Source organism: Streptomyces longispororuber (assembly GCF_024448165.1).
Classification (GTDB): Bacteria; Actinomycetota; Actinomycetes; order Streptomycetales; family Streptomycetaceae; genus Streptomyces; species Streptomyces longispororuber_A.
Genome location: NZ_JAMOLN010000102.1, coordinates 14,042 through 35,954 on the forward strand (window position 1 = coordinate 14,042; position 21,913 = coordinate 35,954).

20 protein-coding genes are annotated in these 21,913 nt (G+C 73.2%); 5 read left to right on the plus strand and 15 right to left on the minus strand.

The annotated features are described in order from the left end of the window. Positions 1–20: 20 nt before the first annotated feature. Positions 21–374: an NYN domain-containing protein gene (locus M4J07_RS26375; protein WP_255975507.1), complete on the minus strand. Its 354-nt coding sequence runs from the start codon at positions 372–374 to the stop codon at positions 21–23. Between the two features lie 51 nt (positions 375–425). Here M4J07_RS26375 and M4J07_RS26380 point away from each other — a divergent pair, with 51 nt between their 5' ends. After that, complete coding sequence (locus M4J07_RS26380; RefSeq protein WP_255975508.1) at positions 426–1,457, plus strand: hypothetical protein; 1,032 nt, start codon at positions 426–428, stop codon at positions 1,455–1,457. A gap of 90 nt (positions 1,458–1,547) precedes the next feature. Here the strand turns inward: M4J07_RS26380 and M4J07_RS26385 are convergent, their stop codons facing one another. The 6 genes from M4J07_RS26385 to M4J07_RS26410 all read right to left on the minus strand — a co-directional run bounded on the left by M4J07_RS26385 (position 1,548) and on the right by M4J07_RS26410 (position 8,831). Further along, positions 1,548–3,689 (minus strand): 3-hydroxyacyl-CoA dehydrogenase NAD-binding domain-containing protein, encoded by a 2,142-nt coding sequence (locus tag M4J07_RS26385; RefSeq protein WP_255975509.1) that lies wholly within the window; start codon positions 3,687–3,689, stop codon positions 1,548–1,550. Continuing rightward, positions 3,686–4,912, minus strand: coding sequence for a thiolase family protein (locus M4J07_RS26390; protein WP_255975510.1), 1,227 nt, complete (start codon positions 4,910–4,912; stop codon positions 3,686–3,688). Before M4J07_RS26390 ends, M4J07_RS26385 begins: the two co-directional genes overlap by 4 nt. 66 nt (positions 4,913–4,978) lie before the next feature. Beyond that, the gene (locus tag M4J07_RS26395) at positions 4,979–5,767 is read right to left on the minus strand and encodes a ferritin-like domain-containing protein (protein WP_255975511.1); all 789 of its coding nucleotides are present in this window, start codon (positions 5,765–5,767) and stop codon (positions 4,979–4,981) included. A 135-nt stretch (positions 5,768–5,902) separates the two neighbouring features. Next, positions 5,903–7,192, minus strand: a complete 1,290-nt coding sequence (locus M4J07_RS26400) for an HRDC domain-containing protein (RefSeq protein WP_255975512.1) — start codon at positions 7,190–7,192, stop codon at positions 5,903–5,905. A 99-nt stretch (positions 7,193–7,291) separates the two neighbouring features. Continuing rightward, the gene (locus M4J07_RS26405) at positions 7,292–7,951 is read right to left on the minus strand and encodes a LuxR C-terminal-related transcriptional regulator (RefSeq protein ID WP_255975513.1); all 660 of its coding nucleotides are present in this window, start codon (positions 7,949–7,951) and stop codon (positions 7,292–7,294) included. 265 nt (positions 7,952–8,216) lie between these two features. Further along, the gene (locus M4J07_RS26410; RefSeq protein ID WP_255975514.1) at positions 8,217–8,831 is read right to left on the minus strand and encodes a DUF3000 domain-containing protein; all 615 of its coding nucleotides are present in this window, start codon (positions 8,829–8,831) and stop codon (positions 8,217–8,219) included. A 165-nt stretch (positions 8,832–8,996) separates the two neighbouring features. Between M4J07_RS26410 and hemE the strand changes: the two genes are divergently transcribed. Then, the gene (hemE, locus tag M4J07_RS26415) at positions 8,997–10,064 is read left to right on the plus strand and encodes a uroporphyrinogen decarboxylase (protein ID WP_255975515.1); all 1,068 of its coding nucleotides are present in this window, start codon (positions 8,997–8,999) and stop codon (positions 10,062–10,064) included. A 22-nt stretch (positions 10,065–10,086) separates the two neighbouring features. On the opposite strand, the gene M4J07_RS26420 is transcribed toward hemE, so the two are convergent. Next, positions 10,087–11,475 (minus strand): FAD-dependent oxidoreductase, encoded by a 1,389-nt coding sequence (locus tag M4J07_RS26420; RefSeq protein WP_255975516.1) that lies wholly within the window; start codon positions 11,473–11,475, stop codon positions 10,087–10,089. A gap of 27 nt (positions 11,476–11,502) precedes the next feature. Continuing rightward, the gene (locus tag M4J07_RS26425) at positions 11,503–12,495 is read right to left on the minus strand and encodes a DUF4349 domain-containing protein (RefSeq protein ID WP_255975525.1); all 993 of its coding nucleotides are present in this window, start codon (positions 12,493–12,495) and stop codon (positions 11,503–11,505) included. Between the two features lie 143 nt (positions 12,496–12,638). Here M4J07_RS26425 and hemG point away from each other — a divergent pair, with 143 nt between their 5' ends. The 3 genes from hemG (at position 12,639) to M4J07_RS26440 (ending at position 15,440) form a co-directional block, all read left to right on the plus strand. Next, entirely contained in the window at positions 12,639–14,138 is a 1,500-nt protein-coding gene (hemG, locus tag M4J07_RS26430) for a protoporphyrinogen oxidase (protein WP_255975517.1), read from the plus strand. Positions 14,139–14,143: 5 nt separating this feature from the next. Then, positions 14,144–14,881, plus strand: a complete 738-nt coding sequence (gene hemQ, locus M4J07_RS26435; protein ID WP_255975518.1) for a hydrogen peroxide-dependent heme synthase — start codon at positions 14,144–14,146, stop codon at positions 14,879–14,881. A gap of 184 nt (positions 14,882–15,065) precedes the next feature. Then, positions 15,066–15,440 (plus strand): RNHCP domain-containing protein, encoded by a 375-nt coding sequence (locus tag M4J07_RS26440; protein ID WP_255975519.1) that lies wholly within the window; start codon positions 15,066–15,068, stop codon positions 15,438–15,440. Positions 15,441–15,521: 81 nt separating this feature from the next. Here the strand turns inward: M4J07_RS26440 and M4J07_RS26445 are convergent, their stop codons facing one another. The 6 genes from M4J07_RS26445 to M4J07_RS26470 all read right to left on the minus strand — a co-directional run. Further along, positions 15,522–17,090 carry an alpha/beta hydrolase gene (locus M4J07_RS26445; protein WP_255975520.1) on the minus strand — a complete coding sequence of 523 codons (1,569 nt, stop codon included), beginning with the start codon at positions 17,088–17,090 and terminating at the stop codon, positions 15,522–15,524. A gap of 147 nt (positions 17,091–17,237) precedes the next feature. Beyond that, positions 17,238–18,002 carry a TIGR04222 domain-containing membrane protein gene (locus M4J07_RS26450; RefSeq protein WP_255975521.1) on the minus strand — a complete coding sequence of 255 codons (765 nt, stop codon included), beginning with the start codon at positions 18,000–18,002 and terminating at the stop codon, positions 17,238–17,240. A gap of 63 nt (positions 18,003–18,065) precedes the next feature. Further along, on the minus strand, positions 18,066–18,911 hold the full coding sequence (locus M4J07_RS26455) for a DUF4142 domain-containing protein (RefSeq protein ID WP_255975522.1): 846 nt from the start codon (positions 18,909–18,911) through the stop codon (positions 18,066–18,068). Between the two features lie 124 nt (positions 18,912–19,035). After that, positions 19,036–19,872, minus strand: coding sequence for a TIGR04222 domain-containing membrane protein (locus tag M4J07_RS26460; RefSeq protein WP_308284774.1), 837 nt, complete (start codon positions 19,870–19,872; stop codon positions 19,036–19,038). Positions 19,873–19,878: 6 nt separating this feature from the next. Beyond that, the gene (locus tag M4J07_RS26465) at positions 19,879–21,192 is read right to left on the minus strand and encodes a DUF692 domain-containing protein (protein ID WP_255975523.1); all 1,314 of its coding nucleotides are present in this window, start codon (positions 21,190–21,192) and stop codon (positions 19,879–19,881) included. Between the two features lie 96 nt (positions 21,193–21,288). Continuing rightward, positions 21,289–21,913 (minus strand): TIGR03086 family metal-binding protein (locus M4J07_RS26470; RefSeq protein WP_255975524.1); only part of this gene is annotated, 625 nt, incomplete at its 5' end.

Genomic DNA, 21,913 nt, shown 5'->3' on the forward strand with positions numbered 1-21,913 from the left:
CCCCGCCCGCACAACAGGCGTCAGCCGTCCCCGCGAACCGACCGTGGACCCACTGTCGACGCCCCCAACTCCATGACCCTGCCACGGAGTTCACGATCAGCAGTGACGACGGTGCACGGCCGCCCGAGCCGTGCCACCAGCTCCACGATGTGATCGTCACCGCTCCCCGCGGCCGACTCCACCCGTACCCCGGGCACCGACTCGACCCCCCGCGCCGCGCCCTCGACGACCAGGACCACCTCGGCCCCGGTCCGCTCCGCGTACGCCACCAGCCGGTCCCGCAGCCGCTCGGCCGCGCCCCGCCGGTCCCGCCACCAGCCGTCCGGCACGGAGCCCACGACATTGGCACCGTCGACCACCAGCAGTTCACCCATGGCTCCAGGGTCCCACGAGGGGCGCCACGTCCTCCGCTTAGAGTGGAGTACGTGAACGGCGACTGGCTGATACGCGGACGCGACGGCAGACTCTGTGCCTACGCGTACGCCCCCGGCGACGACGCGATCGTCTGCCGTACGGAACTCGCCCCCGGCGGCCCCTGGTCACCCCCGCGCACGGTCGGCGGCGACCAGCGCCTGCACCCGGCCCTCGCGCTGGACCAGGGCGGTGACACCTACGTCCACCTCGTCTCCTGGCGCCCCACGGTCCCCGGCGAGGCGGGCCTGGTCCACTCGACGCACTTCCAGTCGCACCTCGCGGCGCTCGACTGGACGCCCATCGGCCACCCGAACAAGAAGGGCGACCGCACGGGCCCGCCCGCCGTGGCCGTCGACGCGCAGGGCCGCGCCCACGTCTTCGTCCGCAACAAGGGCGGCGGCGTCAGCATGCGTGCCCAGCTGGAGAAGGGCGGCTGGGGCCCGTGGCGCGACCTCAAGGGCAAGGGCGTCCGGGGTGAACTCGCCGCGGTGGCAGGGGAGTCGGGTCTGATCACGCTGTTCGCGGCGACCGCGGACGGCCTGCTGCGCTGGCGCCAGGAGAAGCCCGGCGAGACCCCGGTCGTGGACGAGAAGCCGCGGCCGGCGACGGTGCGTCCCGACACCTTGTCCGCGCTGGCCACATCGGCCGAGCGCACCACGCTCTTCTTCACCGACGACGACGGCGCCCTGTGCGCCTGGCGTGGCGACGAGGACCCCGTGCGGTTCCTGGACGCGGCGGGCCCGGGCCCGGTGGCGGCGGTCCGCTGCCGACTCGACGACGTGGACTGCACGTTGCTCGCGCAGCGCGCCCACGGCGGACGGGTGGCGTTCGCCGCGTACCCCACGGAGCTGGAGTCGGCGGGCGCGTGGTGGGCGGAATCCGGCCCGGCGCTCCCGCCGGGCGCCCGCGTCGCCCTCGCGGAGGACGCCAACGGCCGCGTGGTGGCGGCCAGTTGCGTCCCCGGCGACCCGGACCGCATGCACCTCACCCGGCGCAAGGACGAAGCCGGCCTGGCTCTGGAGGCCTGGCGCCAGGTGATCTAGCGCGAAGGGGCGCGGGGAACCGCGCGACCAGCCTGAGCCGGTCCGCAGTCGCCCCACGCCCCTCGGCATTCCAGGACGGAGTGCTACCCGTTACGCGGGCACGCTCGCGACACCGGCCTCCAGGAACCGCTTGCCGTTCACGCGCTCCGAGACACCCTCACGGTCCAGGTACGGCGTGATGCCGCCCAGGTGGAAGGGCCAGCCGGCGCCCGTGATCAGGCACAGGTCGATGTCCTGGGCCTCGGCGACGACGCCCTCGTCGAGCATGAGCCCGATCTCCTGGGCCACGGCGTCGAGCACGCGGTCGCGGACCTGCTCCTCGGTCAGGACGATGTCGCCCTGCTTGAGGAGCGCGGCGACCTCGGGGTCCAGCTCCGGCTTGAAGCCGTTCTCCGCGGAGTAGACGTAGAAGCCGCGCTTGCCCGCCTTGACGACGGCCGCCAGGTTCGGGGACACCGTGAAGCGCTCCGGGAAGGCGCGGTTCAGGGTCTCCGAGACGTGCAGGCCGATGGCCGGGCCGACCAGTTCGAGCAGGACCAGCGGCGACATCGGCAGGCCCAGCGGCTCGACCGCCTTCTCGGCGACCTCGACCGGCGTGCCCTCGTCGATGACGTTCTGGATCTCGCCCATGAAGCGGGTCAGGATGCGGTTCACGACGAACGCCGGGGCGTCCTTCACCAGCACCGCGGTCTTCTTCAGCTTCTTGGCGACACCGAACGCCGTGGCCAGGGCCGCGTCGTCGGTCTGCTCGCCGCGCACGATCTCCAGGAGCGGGAGGATCGCGACCGGGTTGAAGAAGTGGAAGCCGACGACCCGCTCGGGGTGCTTCAGCTTCGACGCCATCTCGGACACCGAGAGGGACGAGGTGTTCGTCGCCAGGATCGCGTGCGCCGGGGCGACGGCCTCGACCTCGGCGAACACCTGCTGCTTGACGCCGATCTCCTCGAAGACGGCCTCGATGATGAAGTCGGCGTCGGCGAAGCCCTCGGCCTTGTCCAGCACACCGGAGACCAGGCCCTTGAGGCGGTTGGCCTTGTCCTGGTTGATGCGGCTCTTGCCGAGCAGCTTGTCGATCTCGGCGTGGACGTAGCCCACGCCCTTGTCGACGCGCTCCTGGTCGATGTCCGTGAGGACGACCGGGACCTCGAGGCGGCGCAGGAAGAGGAGGGCGAGCTGGCTGGCCATCAGGCCCGCGCCGACGACGCCGACCTTGGTGACCGGGCGCGCGAGCGACTTGTCGGGCGCACCCGCCGGCCGCTTGCCGCGCTTCTGCACCAGGTTGAACGAGTAGATGCCGGCGCGCAGTTCGCCGCCCATGATGAGGTCGGCGAGCGCCTCGTCCTCGGCGTCGAACCCGGCCTGCAGGTCACCGCTCTTCGCGGCCGCGATGATGTCGAGCGCGCGGTACGCGGCCGGGGCCGCGCCGTGCACCTTGCCGTCGGCGATGGCCTTGCCGCGCGCGACGGCCTGGTCCCACGCCTCGCCGCGGTCGACGTCGGGGCGCTCGACCTTGACGTCGCCCTTCAGCAGCTGGGCCGTCCAGATCAGCGACTGCTCCAGGAAGTCCGCGCCCTCGAACAGCGCGTCCGCGATGCCGAGTTCGAAGACCTGCTTGCCCTTGAGCTGCTTGTTCTGGTTGAGCGAGTTCTCGATGATCACCGAGACCGCGCGGTCCGCGCCGATCAGGTTCGGCAGCAGCGCGCAGCCGCCCCAGCCGGGGACCAGGCCGAGGAAGACCTCGGGCAGCGAGAAGGCGGGGAGGGCCTTGGACACCGTGCGGTAGGTGCAGTGCAGACCGACCTCGACGCCGCCGCCCATGGCCGCGCCGTTGTAGTACGCGAACGTCGGCACGGCCAGAGCCGAGAGGCGCTTGAAGACCTCGTGGCCGCCCTTGCCGATGGCGAGCGCGTCGTCGTGCTTCTTCAGCAGCTCGACGCCCTTGAGGTCGGCGCCGACCGCGAAGATGAACGGCTTGCCGGTGATGCCGACGCCGACGATGTCACCGTCGGCCGCCTCCTTCTCGACCTGGTCGATGGCGGCGTTCAGGTTCGCCAGCGAGCCGGGGCCGAAGGTGGTCGGCTTGGTGTGGTCGAAGCCGTTGTCCAGCGTGATGAGCGCGAACCGGCCCGCGCCGTACGGCAGTTCCAGGTGGCGTACGTGCGCGGACGTCACGACCTCGCCCGGGAACAGCTCTGCGGCGCCCTTGAGGAGCTCAGTGGTGGTGGTGCTCACTTGTCGCCTCCGGCGTCCTTGTGGTGCGGGTTCTCCCAGATCACCGTGGCGCCCATGCCGAAGCCGACGCACATGGTGGTGAGGCCGTAACGGACCTCCGGCTGCTCCTCGAACTGACGGGCCAGCTGCGTCATCAGACGCACGCCCGAGGAGGCGAGGGGGTGACCGAACGCGATGGCGCCGCCGTACTGGTTGACGCGCGCGTCGTCGTCGGCGATGCCGTAGTGGTCCAGGAACGCGAGGACCTGGACGGCGAACGCCTCGTTGACCTCGAAGAGGTTGATGTCCTCGATGGACAGGCCCGCCTTGGCGAGCGCCTTCTCCGTGGCCGGGATCGGGCCGTAGCCCATGACCTCCGGCTCCACGCCCGCGAAGGCGTAGGAGACGAGGCGCATCTTGACCGGGAGGTTGTTCTCGCGGGCGAAGTCCTCGCTCGCGATGATCGACGCGGTGGCGCCGTCGTTCAGGCCCGCGGCGTTGCCGGCGGTGACGCGGCCGTGCGTGCGGAACGGCGTCTTGAGACCCGCGAGGTTCTCCAGCGTCGTGCCCGGGCGCATCGGCTCGTCGGCGGTGACCAGGCCCCAGCCGGTCTCGCCGACCTCGGCGTTGGTGTTGCGCACCGAGATCGGGACGAGGTCCTGCTGGATCTTCCCGTTCGCGTACGCCTTCGCCGCCTTCTCCTGCGAGCGCACGGCGTACTCGTCGGCGCGCTGCTTGGTGATGTGCGGGTAGCGGTCGTGCAGGTTCTCGGCGGTCATGCCCATGAACAGGGCGGACTCGTCGACGAGCTTCTCCGAGACGAACCGCGGGTTCGGGTCGACGCCCTCGCCCATGGGGTGGCGGCCCATGTGCTCGACACCACCGGCGATGACGGCGTCGTACGCGCCGAACGCGACGGAACCGGCGGCGGTGGTGACGGCCGTGAGCGCACCGGCGCACATGCGGTCGATCGAGTAACCCGGGACCGACTGCGGCAGGCCCGCGAGGATGCCCGCGGTGCGGCCGAGGGTCAGGCCCTGGTCGCCGATCTGCGTGGTCGCGGCGATGGCGACCTCGTCGATCTGCTTCGGGTCCAGGTTCGGGTTCCGGCGCAGCAGCTCCCGGATGGCCTTCACGACGAGGTCGTCGGCGCGGGTCTCGTGGTAGATGCCCTTCGGGCCCGCCTTGCCGAACGGGGTGCGGACGCCGTCGACGAAGACGACGTCCCTGACGGTACGAGGCACGATGGCTCTCCTCCAAGATGCGGGACGGCACTGCCACGGCACGCGACTGAGCGCGCGCTCATGCCCTCATGCTACTTGCGGGTAACCATGCTGCCCAGTCCCCCCGGCCGGAGCGGCGAACGTCACATCCCCACCGGCGATCATCTCGGCCATCGGGGCGGACGAGGAGACGACGTCCCGGACGAAGGCCCACCGGCGCACCCCGCACCGTCGCAGGGCGCTCCCGTGGTCGGCGACCGCCACGACGGCCGCCCCCGCGAGCAGCGCCCGCCAGGCCGTGGTGACCAGGTGCCGGGCCGGTCGCGGCAGCCGGCCGAAGCCCTCGCGCAGCCGCCGGCAGTGGAACGGCACGTGGCGTTCCTCGTCGGCCAGGATCCGCCCGGCCACCTCGGCGAGCAGCGGATCGGGGGAGCCGTCCCGCAGCGCTCGGTAGTAGCGCAGGGCGATGACCTCGGCCACCATCAGGACGAGCAGTTCGAGCCGCAGCCCGAGCAGCCGCCGCAGCCGGACGAACGCGGCGTCGGTCCAGTGCGAGCCGAGGGTGCCCGCCCCGGCGGCGGCGAGCACCGCCGCGAGCAGCCGGGCGTGGTTCTGCTCCTCGGCGACGAACAGCCGGGCCGCCGCCGTGTACCCGGGATCCCCGGCCCGCGCGGCCTTGGCGAGCAGCTCCGCGCCGTCCCCGTCCTCACCGACCTGGAACCGCTGGACGCTGCGCACCAGCGCGGCGGGCAGCCGCGCGCCCCGCGCCCACTCCGGATCCCCGACCGCGGCCCGGTCCTCCCGGGCGGCCTCGAAGACCGCCACCCAGTCGCCGTAGCCCGGCTGTCCCGCCTCGTCCCGCTTCTTTTTGAACATGCTCAGAAACTAGTGAGTTTTGAGCGCGTTCAAAATGCTGGGCACGTCCGGGTTCTGCAACAACGGCAGAGTCCCGTGTCCCGTACGCGGACGTACGGGACACGGGACTCTGCCGAACGGCGAAGAGGGGGTCGCTCAGGCGCGCGCCGTCGCGGCCAGCGCCGCCACCAGCACCGGGGTGACCTGCTCCACCTGCCAGCGCCGCGCGCCGTGCGAGGCCAGCGCCGCCGCCACGGAGTCGGCGTCCACGGCCGACGGCGGCTCCCAGCACACCCGGCGCACCGTGTCCGGCGTGATCAGGTTCTCCTGCGGCATGTGCAGCGTCTCGGCGAGCGCCGACACCGCGGTCCGCGACGCCGAGAGGCGGGCCGCGGCGGCCGGGTCCTTGTCGGCCCAGGCCCGCGGCGGCGGCGGACCGGCGACCGGCTGCCCCGGCTGCGGCAGCTCGGCGTCGGGCAGCGCCCTGGCCCGGTCGACCGCGGCCTGCCACTGCTCCAGCTGACGGCGTCCCATCCGGTGCCCGAAACCGGGCAGGGCGGACAGGGCGTTCACGCTCACCGGCAGGGCGAGGGCGGCCTCGACGATCGCCGTGTCGCTGAGGACCTTGCCCGGCGACACGTCGCGCCGCTGGGCGACCTTGTCGCGAGCGGTCCACAGCTCCCGCACGACGGCCATCTGGCGACGGCGCCGCACCTTGTGCATGCCGGACGTCCGGCGCCAGGGGTCCTTGCGGGGCGGCGCGGGCGGCGCCGTGGCGATCGCCTCGAACTCCTGGTGGGCCCACTCCAGCTTGCCCTGCCGGTCGAGCTCCTTCTCCAGGGCGTCGCGCAGGTCGACGAGCAGCTCCACGTCGAGCGCGGCGTAGCGCAGCCAGGGCTCGGGCAGCGGCCGGGTCGACCAGTCGACCGCGGAGTGCCCCTTCTCCAGCGAGTAGCCCAGCACGTTCTCGACCATCGCGCCGAGCCCCACCCGCGGGAAGCCCGCGAGGCGTCCGGCCAGCTCGGTGTCGAAGAGCCGCGAGGGCACCATGCCTATTTCGCGCAGGCACGGCAGGTCCTGGGTGGCGGCGTGCAGGTCCCACTCGGCGTCGCCGATGGCGGCGCCGAGCTCGGACAGGTCGGGGCAGGCGACGGGGTCGATCAGCGCGGACCCGGCCCCCTCGCGGCGCAGCTGGACCAGATAGGCCCGCTGTCCGTAGCGGTAACCGGAGGCGCGCTCGGCGTCGACCGCGACCGGCCCCGTGCCGGAGGCGAACGCCGCGACGACATGCGCGAGCGAGGTCGCGTCGGCGATCACCGGGGGGATCCCCTCGCGCGGTTCGAGCAGTGGAGTCGGCGCCCCTTCCGCAGATCCGCCGTCGTCCGGAGGAGCGCCTCCGGTGGTGCGCAGTGAACTGTCTGCTGCGGTCTCTTGGGCGTCGGTCACCTGTCAAGGGTATCTGTGAACGGACGACGCCCGTCGACGGAACGTTCCGTCGACGGGCGCTGAAGGTGCGTAAACCGGAAGGATCCGGCCACTCTCCGATCAGTGGATGATTCCGGTGCGCAGGGCGACCGCCACCATCCCGGCCCGGTCACCCGTGCCGAGCTTGCGTGCGATCCGGGCGAGGTGGCTCTTGACGGTCAGTGCGGACAGGCCCATCGAGACGCCGATGGCCTTGTTCGACTGGCCCTCGGCGACGAGCCGGAGCACCTCCACTTCTCGGCCCGACAGCTCCCGGTAGCCGCCCGGGTGGCTCGGGGCACCCGGGGGGCGGCGGTGCATGCGGGCGGCGGCGCCGATCGGGGCGGCGCCGGGGCGGGTGGGCAGACCGACATTGGTACGGGTGCCGGTGACGACGTAGCCCTTGACGCCGCCCGCGAGGGCGTTGCGCACGGCACCGATGTCGTCGGCGGCGGAGAGGGCCAGGCCGTTGGGCCAGCCCGCGGCTCGGGTTTCGGAAAGGAGCGTCAGGCCGGATCCGTCAGGGAGGTGGACGTCGGCGACGCAGATGTCGCGGGGGTTGCCGATGCGGGGACGAGCCTCCGCGACGGACGAGGCCTCGATGACGTCGCGTACACCGAGCGCCCACAGGTGGCGGGTCACGGTGGAACGGACGCGGGGGTCGGCCACGACCACCATCGCGGTCGGCTTGTTCGGGCGGTAGGCGACCAGGCTTGCGGGCTGCTCGAGGAGAACGGACACCAGGCCTCCTGGGGTGCGGGACGGGGGACCGGCTCTGGGGATGAAGCCGGGGCGAACCGTGCTTTCAAGGTCACAGAGGTCTTCGGCAGCAAACCCGCCCGCCTTTAGAGAAAGATCACGATTTGGTGAGTAACAATTCACGCAATTCGGACACATTATCGATCATCCGAAGATCGAACCGAATCGAAACGAGTAACGGCCGCGTCGGGTGTGCACCCGACGCGGCCGAAAACAGTCCCTGACAGTCACCGATATCCGCCCGAATTCAGGACGGATGCGGCCCCCTGCGCTGCGGCAGCGTCACCACCGCGCTGTCGCCGCCCGCCACCACCGGCGGCAGACCGGCGACCTGGCACAGCAGTTCGCACCAGGCCGCGAGGTGCGCCGCGGTGTCCGGCACCCCGCCCAGGCCCTCGCGCGGGGTCCACGACGCCCGGATCTCGATCTGCGAGGCGGCGGGCCGGTCGCCGATGCCGCCGAAGTAGTGCGAACTGGCCCGGGTGACCGTGCCCGACGGCTCTCCGTAGCCGAGACCACGGGCCTGGAGCGCGCCGGTCAGCCAGGACCAGCACACGTCGGGCAGCAGCGGATCGGCGGCCATCTCGGCCTCCAGCTCCGCCCGCACCAGGGTCACCAGACGGAACGTGCCGTGCCATGCCTCGTGTCCGGCCGGATCGTGCAGCAGGACCAGGCGGCCGTCGGCCAGATCCTCGTCGCCGTCGACCACCGCGGCCTCGAGCGCGTACGAATAAGGGGCCAGGCGCTGGGGCGGGCGCGTGGGGTCGACCTCGATCTCCGGACGCAGGCGTGCGGAGCGCAGGGCGTCGACCGCCGTGCGGAAGGCCAAGGGGGTGGGGTCGTCCTTTTGTGCAGCGTTCATGTCCCGAGCGTTCTGCCCCTCCCGCACCGATTCACTCATCCCGACGGAGCCCACAGAGTAAGGGGAAGGAACGCCGTGCGCGGGTAAGGACACCGCGCGGGGGGAGGGAGAGCCTCCGCAGGTGCCGTTCCCGGCGGACTTCGGGGGCGTGCGAGACTTTCCGACGTGAGTGCCAACAGCAAGGCCACGGGCCAGCAGCCGTCAGCGACGTACGAATCCGCCTTCCTCAAGGCGTGCCGGCGCGAGCCGGTGCCGCACACGCCGGTGTGGTTCATGCGCCAGGCGGGGCGTTCACTGCCCGAGTACCGCAAGGTCCGCGAGGGCATCCCGATGCTGGAGTCGTGCATGCGGCCCGAGCTCGTCGCCGAGATCACGCTGCAGCCGGTGCGCCGCCACAAGGTCGACGCGGCCATCTACTTCAGCGACATCGTCGTGCCGCTCAAGGCCATCGGCATCGACCTCGACATCAAGCCCGGCGTCGGGCCCGTCGTCGCAGAGCCGATCCGCACCCGCGCCGACCTCGCGCGGCTGCGGGACCTGACCCCGGAGGACGTCTCGTACGTCACGGAGGCCATCGGGCTGCTCACCGCCGAGCTCGGCGAGACGCCGCTCATCGGGTTCGCGGGCGCCCCGTTCACCCTCGCCAGCTACCTCGTGGAGGGCGGCCCGTCGCGCAACCACGAGAACACCAAGGCCCTCATGTACGGCGACCCGCAGCTCTGGGCCGACCTGCTGGACCGGCTCGCCGAGATCACCTCCACCTTCCTCAAGGTGCAGATCGAGGCGGGCGCCAGCGCCGTGCAGCTCTTCGACTCGTGGGTGGGCGCGCTGTCGCCCGCCGACTACCGACGCTCCGTCATGCCCGCGTCGACGAAGGTCTTCCAGGCCGTCGAGGGCTACGGCGTGCCGCGCATCCACTTCGGCGTCGGCACCGGTGAGCTGCTCGGACTGATGGGCGAGGCGGGCGCGGACGTCGTCGGCGTCGACTGGCGGGTGCCGCTCGACGAGGCCGCGCGCCGCGTCGGCCCCGGCAAGGCGCTGCAGGGCAACATCGACCCGGCGATCCTCTTCTCCACCCCCGAGGCCGTCGAGGCCAAGGCGCGCGAGGTGCTCGACGCCGCCGCGGGCCTGGAGGGCCACGTCTTCAACCTCGGGCACGGCGTCCTGCCGAGCACCGACCCGGACGCGCTCACCCGTCTCGTCGACCACGTCCACACGCAGACGGCCCGCTGACACCGGCGCACGGCCGCGGTGCTCAGCCGGCCCGCACCGCGGCCACCGCCTTCCGCGCCGCCACCAGCACCGGGTCCCACACCGGTGAGAACGGCGGCGCGTAGCCGAGGTCGAGCGCCGTCATCTGCTCCACCGTCATCCCCGCGGTCAGCGCGACCGCGGCGACGTCGACCCGCTTCGCGGCGCCCTCGCGGCCCACGATCTGCACGCCGAGCAGCCGCCCGGTGCGCCGCTCGGCGAGCATCTTCACCGTCATCGGCGCGGCGCCCGGGTAGTAACCCGCCCTGCTTGTCGACTCGATGGTCACCGTCACGTACTGCAGCCCGGCCCGCCGCGCGTCCTTCTCGCGCAGCCCCGTGCGGGCGATCTCCAGCTCGCACACCTTGGAGACGGCCGTCCCGACGACGCCGGGGAACGTCGCGTAGCCGCCGCCCACGTTCGACCCGATGATCTGCCCGTGCTTGTTCGCGTGCGTGCCGAGCGCGATGTGCCGCTCGCTCCCCGACACCAGGTCGAGCACCTCGACGCAGTCGCCGCCCGCCCAGACGTCCTCGTGCCCGCGCACCCGCATGCCCAGGTCCGTGAGCAGACCGCCGTGGGCGCCCAGCGGCAGCCCGGCGGCCTTCGCCAGCGACGTCTCCGGACGCACCCCGATCCCCAGCACCACGACGTCCGCCGGGTATTCGGCGTCCTCGGTCGCCACGGCCCGCACCCGCCCGTCGTCCCCGGTGAGGACCTTCGTCACCTCGGCGTCGTCGACCATGGTGATGCCCAGACCGGCCATCGCCTCGTGCACCAGGCACCCCATGTCCGGGTCGAGCGTCGACATCGGCTCGGCACCGCGGTTGACCACGGTCACCTCGTAGCCGCGGTTGATGAGCGCCTCGGCCATCTCCACCCCGATGTACCCGGCGCCCACGACCACCGCCCGCCGCCCGTCCGTCGCCCGCAGCGTGTCGAGCAGCGCCTGACCGTCGTCGAGGGTCTGCACCCCGTGCACCCCGGGCGCGTCGATGCCGGGCAGCGCGGGCCGCACCGGCCGCGCCCCCGTCGCGATCACGAGCTTGTCGTACGAGGTCCAGGACTCGGCGCCGCCGTCCAGCTCCCGGGCGCGCACCCGCCGCCCCGCGACGTCGATCTCCACCACCTCGGTCCGCATCCGCAGATCGATGCCGCGCGCCCGGTGCTCCTCGGGGGTGCGCGCGATCAACTCGTCCCGCTCGCCGACCTGGCCGCCCACCCAGTACGGGATGCCGCACGCCGAGTACGACGTGAAGTGGCCGCGTTCGAAGGCCACGATCTCCAGCTCGTCCGGGCCGCGCAGCCGGCGCGCCTGCGACGCGGCGGACATGCCCGCCGCGTCGCCCCCGATGACCACGAGCCGTTCACGCACAGGGTTGTCAGCACTCATGCGCCCACGCTACGTGGCGCGCCCGCGTCAGTCGCGCTCGCCGGGTTCCTCCGCCTTCGGGTGCGCGGGCAGCGGGCCGAGCGCCGTCGGGACCGGCGCCGGCTCGCGGTGGCGCGGCAGCCGGGGCCGGACGAGCCGCAGCCACAGGAACACCAGGAGCGCCGTCACCGCCGCGAACGGCAGCACCGCCGCGAGCACCATCGCGATCCACTTCAGGACGTTCACGAACGCGTTCCAGCCACCGGACAGGGCGTCCAGGAATCCCGGATAGTCGTCGTCCCGCGCGGCCGCGGCGCCGGACGTCTCGCTCAGCCGCACCGTGATCGTCGCCAGCGACGTACGGTCCTTGAGGGACGCCTGCTGCGCGAGCAGTGCCTCCAATTCGGCCTGGCGCCCGCTCAGTTCGCCCTCCAGGGTCACGACGTCGCTCAACTTCGTCGCCCGGTCCATCAGTTCCCTGACCCGGGCGACGCTCGCCCGCTGCGACCTGATGCGGCTCTCCACGTCGACGACCTGGTCGGTGACGTCCTTCGCGGACTCGTTGCGCGCCAACAGCTTGCCCGCACCGGAGAGTTCGTCGAGCACCTCCTCGTACGACTCCTGCGGCACCCGGAGCGTGACGCGGGTGCGCTGGTGGCCCTTGCCGTCGCGGTCGGTCGTCTCGTTGCCGACGTAGCCGCCCGCCGTCTCGGTCGCCGTGCGCGCCTTGTCCAGCGCGTCCGGCACGTCCTTGACGCGCACGGACAGCTGCGCCGTGCGGATGATGTGGACGCCGGTCAGCTTCGGCGGCTTCTTGGCGTTCGTACCGCCGGAGCCGCCGCGGCTGTTGCCCGGACCGCTCGCGCCGTTCCTGTCCTGCTGTTCGGCCGGCGCCGCCGCCTTGGCGCCGTCGGCGTCGCCGCTGTCGGAGCCGCCGGTCGAGCTGCCGGAGCAGCCCGCCACGGCGAGCGCGGCGGCGAGCAGGACGGTGGCCAGGGCGTGAACGGGCCGCAGGCGCCGTGGTGTACCGGAAACGTGCATCGACATACCCCCGAGGGACGTGACGGTCAGCGGACGAATCCTTCGACGCGCGAGCGGCCCGCGCGGTGGTTGCCGAGTGGTCCCGAACCGGTCACGTTCAGGACTCGTCCGAGACAGCCCGGGCGTTCTGAGAGAGTGGGGGCATGCGCGAAGCGGACACACGTACGGGAACAGGACAGGGCCGTGACGTCCTCGTCATCGGCGGCGGCATCGCGGGACTCGCGGCCGCCCATCGACTGCTCGACGGCGACGAGCCGGTGAACGTGACGGTCCTGGAGGCGTCCGACCGGCTCGGCGGCAAGCTGCTCGCGGGCGAGATCGCCGGGGCCCGCGTCGACCTCGGCGCCGAGTCGATGCTGGCGCGCCGCCCCGAGGCGGTCGGCCTGGCGAAGGCCGTCGGCCTCACCGACCGGCTGCAGCCGCCGTCCACCGCGACCGCCTCGATCTGGACCCGCGGCGCCCTGCGCCCCATGCCCAAGGGCCACGTCATGGGCGTTCCGGGCACGGCCGACGCGCTCACCGGCGTGCTCTCCGGCGAGGGCATCGCCCGGATCGAGCAGGACGCGGACCTGCCGCCCACCGAGACCGGCGACGACGTCGCGGTCGGCGAGTACGTCGCGGCCCGGCTCGGCCGCGAGGTCGTCGACCGGCTCGTCGAACCGCTCCTCGGCGGCGTCTACGCGGGCGACGCCTACCGCATCTCGATGCGCAGCGCCGTCCCCCAGCTCTTCGAGGAGGCCGCCCGGCACCGGTCCCTGACGGAGGCGGTCCGCGCGATCCAGGCCCGCGCGGCGGCCAACCAGCAGACGGGCCCGGTCTTCACCGGCATCGAGGGCGGCATCGGCACGCTGCCGGCCGCGGTGGCCGAGTCGGTGCGCGCGAAGGGCGGCGAGATCCTGCTGGGCGCCCGGGCGTCCACCCTGGGAGCGCTGGGCACCGCCCGGGCGGCCACGGACGACGCGCAGTGGCGCGTCGGGACGGCGGACGGCCGCACCTTCTTCGCCGACCAGGTGGTCATCGCCCTCCCGGCCCCCGCGGCGGCCAGCCTGCTGCGTACCGCGTCCCCCAAGGCGTCCCAGGAGCTGCGCAGCATCGAGTACGCCTCGATGGCCCTGATCACCCTCGCCTACCGCACCGACGACGCCCGCCTCCCCGAGGGCAGCGGATTCCTCGTCCCGCCGGTCGACGGACACACGATCAAGGCCGCCACCTTCGCCTCCCACAAGTGGGGCTGGATCGCCGCCGAGAACCCCGGCCTCCGTGTCGTCCGCACCTCCGTCGGCCGGCACGGCGACGAGCGGGACCTCGGCCGCGACGACCAGGACCTCGTCGGCATCGCCCGGCACGACCTGCGCGAGGCCACCGGACTGACCGCCGCCCCGGTCGCCTCCCACGTCACGCGCTGGCAGGACGGCCTGCCCCAGTACCCCGTCGGCCACACCGCCCGGGTCGCCCGGGTCCGCGAGCACATCGGACAGTTGCCCGGCATCGCGGTCTGCGGAGCCGCGTACGACGGCGTGGGCATCCCGGCGTGCATCGCGAGCGCGCACGCGGCGGTCGACGAACTGCGCGGGGACACCGGCACCCGCGAGGACCTGAAGGCGAACCCGGTGCAGAGCCTGCACGGCGGAGCGGGAGAATGAGGGACATGAGCGACGAGAACACCACCACCGACCCGGCGGCAGACCGCATCCCGAACAAGGGCAAGCTGGCGAAGGACCTGAACGAGGTCATCCGCTACACGCTCTGGTCGGTCTTCAAGCTGAAGGACGTCCTGCCCGAGGACCGGACCGGTTACGCGGACGAGGTCCAGGAGCTGTTCGACCAGCTCGCCGCGAAGGACGTCACGATCCGCGGCACGTACGACGTGTCCGGGCTGCGCGCCGACGCCGACCTGATGATCTGGTGGCACGCGGAGACCGCGGACCAGCTGCAGGAGGCGTACAACCTCTTCCGCCGCACGAAGCTCGGCCGCGCCCTGGAGCCGGTCTGGTCGAACATGGCGCTGCACCGCCCCGCCGAGTTCAACCGCTCGCACATCCCGGCGTTCCTGGCCGACGAGAACGCCCGCGACTACGTCTCGGTCTACCCGTTCGTGCGCTCCTACGACTGGTACCTGCTGCCCGACGACGAGCGCCGCAAGATGCTCGCCGACCACGGCAAGATGGCGCGCGGCTACCCGGACGTGCGGGCCAACACGGTCGCCTCGTTCTCGCTCGGCGACTACGAGTGGATCCTCGCCTTCGAGGCCGACGAGCTGTACCGCATCGTCGACCTCATGCGGCACCTGCGCGCCTCCGAGGCCCGCCGCCACGTGCGCGAAGAGGTCCCGTTCTACACCGGCCGCCGCAAGTCGGTCGCGGAGCTCGTCGAGGGCCTCGCGTAATTCGGTTGCCGCACCGTCCTGGCTCGGGCTTTCATCGGGAAGTCCGAGCCTTTGACGTAGAGGTGGTGTTGTATGCCCACGGCCCTCGGGACCGTTCTCGCATCCGCTGCGTGAACTCCCGGATGCGAGGCGGGAATCCAGCCGACCGCTGTTCCTACCGCATCGCTCAGGAGTCGTTTCCACGATGTCCCGCAACACCTCTCGACGGGCCCGTACCGAGGCCCGTGCCGAGTCCTTCCGCTGTCTGAACTGCGGCCTCGACGTGTCGATGTCCGCCGTCGGCACGGGCCATCGCAATCACTGCCCGACCTGCCTGTGGAGCCGTCATCTCGACGACACCCCGGGGGACCGGGCGGCCGACTGCGGTGCCCGTATGGAGCCGCTCGCCATCTCCGTGCGCGGGGACGGCGAGTGGATCATCGTTCACCGGTGCACCGGCTGCGGTGTGCTGCACGCCAATCGCACGGCGGGCGACGACAATGCGCTGCCGCTGACCCGGTTGGCGGTTCGGCCGCTCGTCCAGTCGCCGTTCCCGTTCGAGCGGCTGGGGGCCTTGTAGCCCGTTGCGCTGTGCCGGGGCGGGGTCTCGGGGCGCTGCCCCGGACCCCGCTCCTCCATCGCGGGAGGGGCTTGGACGGGCTCAGCTGCCCAGTGGCGTGGGCTCGGGGTGCGGGGCGCATGCCGCGGACCGGTGCTCCGGCACCTGACCCTCCAGCAGGTACGCGTCCAGGTACCCGTTGACGCACTTGTTGGGGCCGCCCGCGATGCCGTGCGTGCCCGCTCCCTTCTCCGTCACCAGGGCCGAACCGGCGAGCCGCCGGTGCAGTGCGCGGGCACCCGCGTAGGGCGTCGCCGCATCCCGTTCCGCCGCGAGGATCAGGGTGGGCGGCAGCTCGCCCGGCAGGGTGCGCACGTCGGCCGGGCGCTGCCGCGGCGCCGGCCAGTAGGCGCACGGCAGGTTCATCCACGCGTTGTCCCACGTCTCGAACGGCGCGACGCGCGCGAGCCGCGAGTTGTCCCGGTCCCAGGTGCGGAAGTCCGTCGGCCAGGGCGCGTCGTTGCACTCCACCGCCGTGTAGACGGCGTTGCCGTTCTCGTTCTCGACGGCCGCCGCCGGGGTCGGCGCGGCCTGGTCGATCAGCGGCTTCGGGTTGCCGTCGAGGTACTCGGACAGGGCCACGGCCCGCATCGGCCAGTAGTCGTCGTAGTACCCGGCCTGGAGGAAGGCCGACTGGAGCTGCCCGGGACCCACCTTCTTGCCCGCCGGCCGGTGGGCCAGTTCCGCGCGCACCTTCTCGTACGAGAGCAGCACCTCCTCGGGCGTCGTGCCCAGGTGGTACGTGTCGTCGTGCCGGGCGACCCAGGCGCGGAAGTCGGCCCAGCGGCCCTCGAACGCCCGCGACTGCACCAGGTTGTTCTCGTACCAGATCCGGTCGGGACGCGGGTCGACCGCCGAGTCGAAGACCAGGCGGCGCACGTGCGAGGGGAAGAGCTCCGCGTACACGGACCCGATGTACGTGCCGTACGAGGCGCCCAGGTACGTGAGCCTCGGCTCGCCGAGGGCGGCCCGCAGCACGTCCAGGTCACGGGCGTTGTTGAGGGTCGTGTAGTGCCGCAGGCCCGGGTTCTTGGCGCAGCCCGCCGCGTACGACCTGGCCTGCGCGATCCGCTCCAGCTTGTACGAGGCGGAGGGGTGCGTCGGCGCCTGCGTCGGGGCCTGCGCGAACCGTTCGGGGTCCTGGCAGGACAGCGGCGCCGACCGGCCGACCCCGCGCGGCGCGTAGCCGACCAGGTCGTAGGCGGCGCCGATCCGCTTCCACTCCGGCATCAGGCCGGCCAGCGGGAAGTACATGCCGTTGCCGCCGGGACCGCCCGGGTTGAAGACGAGCGCGCCCTGGCGGGCGACCTTCTCGTCGCCCCGCTTGCCGGTCGCCCGCACCCGGCTGACGGTCAGCTTGATCTGCTTGCCGTCGGGGTGGGCGTAGTCGAGCGGGACGGTGACGGTGCCGCAGGTGACGGGTTCGGGCAGGTTCTCCACGGCCGGGCAGGCGCCGAAGCGGACGCCGGCGGCCGCGGCGCGCTGCGCGGCGGCCGCGGTGCCCAGGGTCTCGGGGGAGTCGCCGGCGGTCGCGCTGCCCGCGGGTGCGGCCACGAGGGCCGACAGGATCAACGATGCCGCGGTGGCGCAGAGGGCGGATGCTGCTCTCATCGCTTGGGTGCATCCCTTTCGTCGAGCTCTCGAACCCTTGCGGCTCGCGAATTAAAGGGATCCTTGGGGCGGCAGTTGGTGAAGTAAAGCACCAGGTCGCGGGTGTCGGATCAAATGACCCCGATGCGTCGTCCGGGCGTTCTCAGGTCACTCGGCCGTGGTCCCGCGGCCGCCGCCGAGTGCCGCGCGCACCTGCGGATCGTCCACCGCGCGCACCCCGCGCACCGCCACCGCGAGCAGGCTGCCCGTGCCCTTCGGCAGCGCGGCGAGCAGCCGCTGACCGGTGGGGGAGGCCCAGCGGGTGTACGGGTGGATCTCGATCCTGGCGATCGCCAGACAGCTCAGGGTGAGCAGCAGCGGCAGCGCGAACCACGCCGCCACCGGGGTCCCGGGCGCCGTGTCCTGACCGGGCATCAGGGTGGCGAGCGCGCCGAGGGCCAGCACGGCGACCACCGCGGCCTGCACCTGCCGCACCGCCCCGGCGATCGTCGACCGGGAGGCGTCCGGCACCGCGAGTCCGGCCGCGACGAGGCGCTCGGCCAGCGTGCGCACGGCCTCGCCGGCGGCCGCGGTCGCCCGCAGCGGCGCTATGCGCGACTGCCCGTCGGGGCCGATCGCGCCGAGCACCGAACGCTCCATGGCGTCCCGGCCCTCGGGGTCGACGACCGTCGCCCACCCGGTGTGCGCGAGCAGCAGCCGGCGGCCGCGGGCCAGCGACACCAGCGTCACGTCCGCGACCCGGCCGGGCCCGCCCGACAGGAACGCCGTCTCGTACAGGGACAGTTCGTGCCCCCGGTGCGCGTCGCCGGCGAGGCGCTCGCTGTCGGCGGCGCGCACGGCCGCGAGGCAGAGGCGGCCGCAGGACACGAGCGCGGCGGCACAGGCCATGAGGAGGAACAGGACCCAGAACATGCGGAGTTTCTACGGCAGACGTTCGGGTAACCGCTATGGCCTGTTCACTATGCGGACGGAGGGTTAGCGGGACGTGACGTTCCGCTTGTTCGTCCTGCCCGGGTTCGGTGACTTCTTCCCCTTGCCCGCAGCGGGGCTGCCCCGGGGCGGTTCCGGCTTGGGGCGCGACGCGGCCGGGGGCAGCGGGAACGACGCGGTGGGCGTCGGCGACACCGGTGTCGGGGTGCCGGGCGACGGCGTCGGGCCGGGCGGGGCGGCGGACCGGGTCGCCGGGGGCGGGCTCGCGGTGGCCGCGTCCCTGGCCAGCGCGTCGAAGTCGACGAGGCCGGTCGCCTCCAGCACCTTGATGTGGTCAAGGACCGTGGTGTTCGCGTCGTCCGCGAGGTCCCGCACCAGCGAGTTGCGCGTCGAGGCACGGACCTGGGCCACGAGCGAGAACACCTGTCCGTGCGCACGGCGCAGCACGTTGGCGAACCTCCGCTCGTAGTCGTCGCCCCTGGCCGCCGTCAACTCCCGCAGCCAGCCCTGCTGCTGGTCGTTCGGCTGGTTGGGCAGTTCGAGCCCGAGCTGCGCCGCGACCTCCCGCACCCGGGCGTCCAGGAACGTGTGGCCCGCCACCAGATGCTCGCCCGCCGTCTCGATCGCCTTGCTCGGTGCCCGCTCCTCGGCCTGCTGCCCCGCGGGCAGCTCCCACAGCCCGGCGAGCCGCACCTTGGTGATGAAGAGGCGGTCGGTGGCCGACAGCGGGCCGAATCTGGTCGACACCGTCTGCGCGTTCAGGGTGTCGAGGCCGGTGCCCGAGCGGTCCGCGTACGACCAGATCGGGAAGACGAGCGCGGCCAGCGTCGCCACGAGAGCCGTGACGATGAGTCCGGTGCCGCTGACGCGGTGGGGTAAGTGCAGTCGCATGGTGCCTCCTGGTGCGGCACCGCACGCTAGTGCGCCCCCGGCACGGGGTGCCGGGCATCAGTCGGGACTACGTCAACTGCGGTACGGGGCGCGGGGGTTGTGCGGTTCGCGCGCCCCGCGCCGGTCAGTAGGTGCTCGGTGGTGCGGGCGGCGGGGGCGGCGTGTACACCGTCGGCGGGGTCGACGAGGGTGCCCTCGGCCGGGGCGCCAGCATCGCCGCGAGCACCGGGTCGGGGATGCGGGAGGCGCCGTGCAGCGCCACGGCCAGGGCCGGGCCGGCCGTGGGGAGGGCGTCGGCGCGGTGGGCTTCGGCACGGTAGGCGGCGATGGCGGCGCGGCCGGCCGAGGTGAGACCGGCGCCGCCCGCCCGGCCTCCGACGAGACCGGCCACCAGCAGCCCGCAGAGGAATCCCGGCAACAGCCACAGCGGCAGCAGCTCGCGCCCGTCGGCGTCCGCCATGTCCGTGATCACCAGCATCAGCGGGACCGAGCCGATCTGCACGACCACGCAGAGGACGGCGTAAGCAGCCGCCGAGCCGCGCAACCAGCGGCCGCCGCGCCGCGAGAGCAACAGGCCGCGCCCCGCGAGGCGCTCGTCGAGACGCCGAACGGCGCCGCCGCGCGCCACCTTCAGGAACAGCGGACGCAGTTCGCCGTGCGGCACCGTGGCACAGGCGTCGAGCACGGCCCGCTCCACCCGGTTGCGGCCCACCGCGCCGGGCTTCGCCACCAACGCGCCGGACGCGTCGACCCCGACCAGACCGGCCGCGTGCAGCGCCGCGAGCGCGGTGAGCGTGACCTGATCGGGGCCGCCGACGAGGCGCGCGGCCTCCAGCACGTCCTCCACCGGCGGTGCCGGCTCGTCCGGATCGGCGTTCCCGTACAGCCACGCGAACACGACCAGCAGCACCAGCGCCCCCACGCCCAGCACGGCGTACAGGAGCACCCCCGCGGTGCTCACGGCCGGTCACCCCCGGCCGAGCGCGAGCCGTGCCGCCCGCAGGGCCCGGGCCACCGGCCGTCCCGACGGGGGCTTCGGTCCCGACCGGTCCAGCCACCACTGTGTCAACTCCCGCCGGGCGACGGCGTCGTGGACCCGCTGCCCGATGAGCTGGTCCTCGGCGAAGTCGAGCGCGTCGCGCCGGTAGCCGGCGGTCATCGGCCGCCGCGCGGCGTACCCGAGGAACGCCGTGCGGTACGTCGACGCGCCCAGGATCACCGGCAGTTCGGGCGCCACCTTCGCCACGACGTCGGCCCGCTTGCCCGCCAGGGCCCGGCTCTGCACGGCCAGCCGCGCGCGGTCGAAGCCCTCGGGCGCGGGGGTGCCCGCGACGAGGGAGGAGAGCAGCGCGGCCTGCGCCAGCCCGACCCGGCCCCGCACGACGTCCTCGACGGGCGCGTCCGGCACCCGGGCCGAGGGCACGTCGGCCCGGCGGGCGGGGGGTGCGGCGGCCGCCACCGTCTCCCGGATCGTGGCCACCTCGCGCCCCAGCTCGCCCGCGTCATCGGGGAAGTTCTCGTCCCGCTCCAGCAGGACGCCGGGCGGCGTCACCCGGGACGCGAGGTCGGCCAGGACGTCGAGGACCGGCTGCGGCACCGGGTGCGCGTGGCTGTCGTGCCAGACGCCGTCCCGCTCGAATCCGCCCGCCACGTGCACGTAGGCGATGGCCTCGACCGGCAGCTCGTCCAGCGCCTTCGCCGGGTCCTCGCCCCGGTTGACGTGGTTGGTGTGCAGGTTCGCCACGTCGATCAGCAGCCGTACGCCGGTGCGCTCCACCAGCTCGTACAGGAACTGTCCCTCGGACATCTCCTCGCCGGGCCAGCCGAACAGTGCCGCGATGTTCTCCACCGCGAGCGGCACCGGCAGCGCGTCCTGGGCGATCCGGACGTTCTCGCAGAGCACGTCGAGCGCGTCGCGGGTGCGCGGCACCGGCAGCAGGTGACCGGCCTCCAGGAGCTGCGACGCGGTGCGCTCGCCGCCCGCGCGGACGAAGGCGATGTGCTCGGTGACCAGCGGTGAGCCGAGCGCCTCGGCGCGCGCGGCCAGCTCGGCGAGCCGCTGCTCGTCGGGCCGGTCCGCGCCGCCCAGGCCCAGGGAGACGCCGTGCGGCACGACGGTCACGCCGCGCTCGCGCAGCCGCAGCAGGGAGTCGGGCAGATGGCCGGGGCACACGTTCTCGGCGACGGCCTCGACCCAGTCGATGCCCGGCATGGCCTCGACGACGTCGGCGATCTCCGGTCGCCAGCCGATCCCGGTGCCCAGGTGTGGCAGGTGCTGCATGTGCGTCCCCCTCCTCTGCCGTGACCGTGCGCTGCGGCGTGCTGATGTCATGGCCCCGGCGTGCCGTGCCGAACCCAGGAGGGGGGACGTTCAGAGCTAGATCTGAGGTTTCACCGCCGGCCACCGCAGCGGGTCGCGGCCCAGGAGCCGCAGCATCCGGTCCAGGTCGGAGCCGTCCCCGGCCGGGTCGACCGGCGGTCCGAACGCGGCGCCCGGCGCACGGGACAGCGGGTCGGCCGGCACCCGCAGCGCGACCTTGAGGGCGGCCGCGACGACCGGTCCCGGCAGCTCGGCCGGGACGCCGAGGGCGGCGGCGACGTCCCAGGCGTGCACGGCGTAGTCCACGAGGTGGAAGCCGACCGCGATCCGCCCCGGCCAGCCGCCGCCCGGCCCCGGCCCGTCCCGCCCCAGCTCCGGGAGCGCGAACTCCCGCTCCAGGACGCCCGGTTCGCCGAACGCGGCGATCACGTCGAGCGCGCCGGCCCGGTGCGCCGCCGCGAGATCCGCACCGCCCTCCGCCGGCTCCCGCCAGTGGGCGAGATCGTCCCCGGCGCCCCGCGCGCCCGCCGCGAAACCGCGGTGCTGGGCCGTCATGTGCGCGACGAGCCGGCCCACGGTCCACCCCGCGCAGGGGGTGTCGCGCCGCCAGTCGCCGTCGCGGACCAGGCCGACGAGGCGTACGGACTCCTGGACGGCGAGCCGGTCGAGAGCGATCAGGTCG

Excerpts from the sequence above, each read along its gene's own strand:
- M4J07_RS26375 (WP_255975507.1), bottom strand. The coding sequence starts at position 374 with ATGGGTGAACTGCTGGTGGTCGACGGTGCCAATGTCGTGGGCTCCGTG.
- M4J07_RS26395 (WP_255975511.1), bottom strand. The coding sequence starts at position 5,767 with ATGTTCAAAAAGAAGCGGGACGAGGCGGGACAGCCGGGCTACGGCGAC.
- M4J07_RS26410 (WP_255975514.1), bottom strand. The coding sequence starts at position 8,831 with ATGAACGCTGCACAAAAGGACGACCCCACCCCCTTGGCCTTCCGCACG.
- M4J07_RS26420 (WP_255975516.1), bottom strand. The coding sequence starts at position 11,475 with ATGAGTGCTGACAACCCTGTGCGTGAACGGCTCGTGGTCATCGGGGGC.
- M4J07_RS26425 (WP_255975525.1), bottom strand. The coding sequence starts at position 12,495 with ATGCACGTTTCCGGTACACCACGGCGCCTGCGGCCCGTTCACGCCCTG.
- hemG (WP_255975517.1), top strand. The coding sequence starts at position 12,639 with ATGCGCGAAGCGGACACACGTACGGGAACAGGACAGGGCCGTGACGTC.
- hemQ (WP_255975518.1), top strand. The coding sequence starts at position 14,144 with ATGAGCGACGAGAACACCACCACCGACCCGGCGGCAGACCGCATCCCG.
- M4J07_RS26440 (WP_255975519.1), top strand. The coding sequence starts at position 15,066 with ATGTCCCGCAACACCTCTCGACGGGCCCGTACCGAGGCCCGTGCCGAG.
- M4J07_RS26445 (WP_255975520.1), bottom strand. The coding sequence starts at position 17,090 with ATGAGAGCAGCATCCGCCCTCTGCGCCACCGCGGCATCGTTGATCCTG.
- M4J07_RS26450 (WP_255975521.1), bottom strand. The coding sequence starts at position 18,002 with ATGTTCTGGGTCCTGTTCCTCCTCATGGCCTGTGCCGCCGCGCTCGTG.
- M4J07_RS26455 (WP_255975522.1), bottom strand. The coding sequence starts at position 18,911 with ATGCGACTGCACTTACCCCACCGCGTCAGCGGCACCGGACTCATCGTC.
- M4J07_RS26465 (WP_255975523.1), bottom strand. The coding sequence starts at position 21,192 with ATGCAGCACCTGCCACACCTGGGCACCGGGATCGGCTGGCGACCGGAG.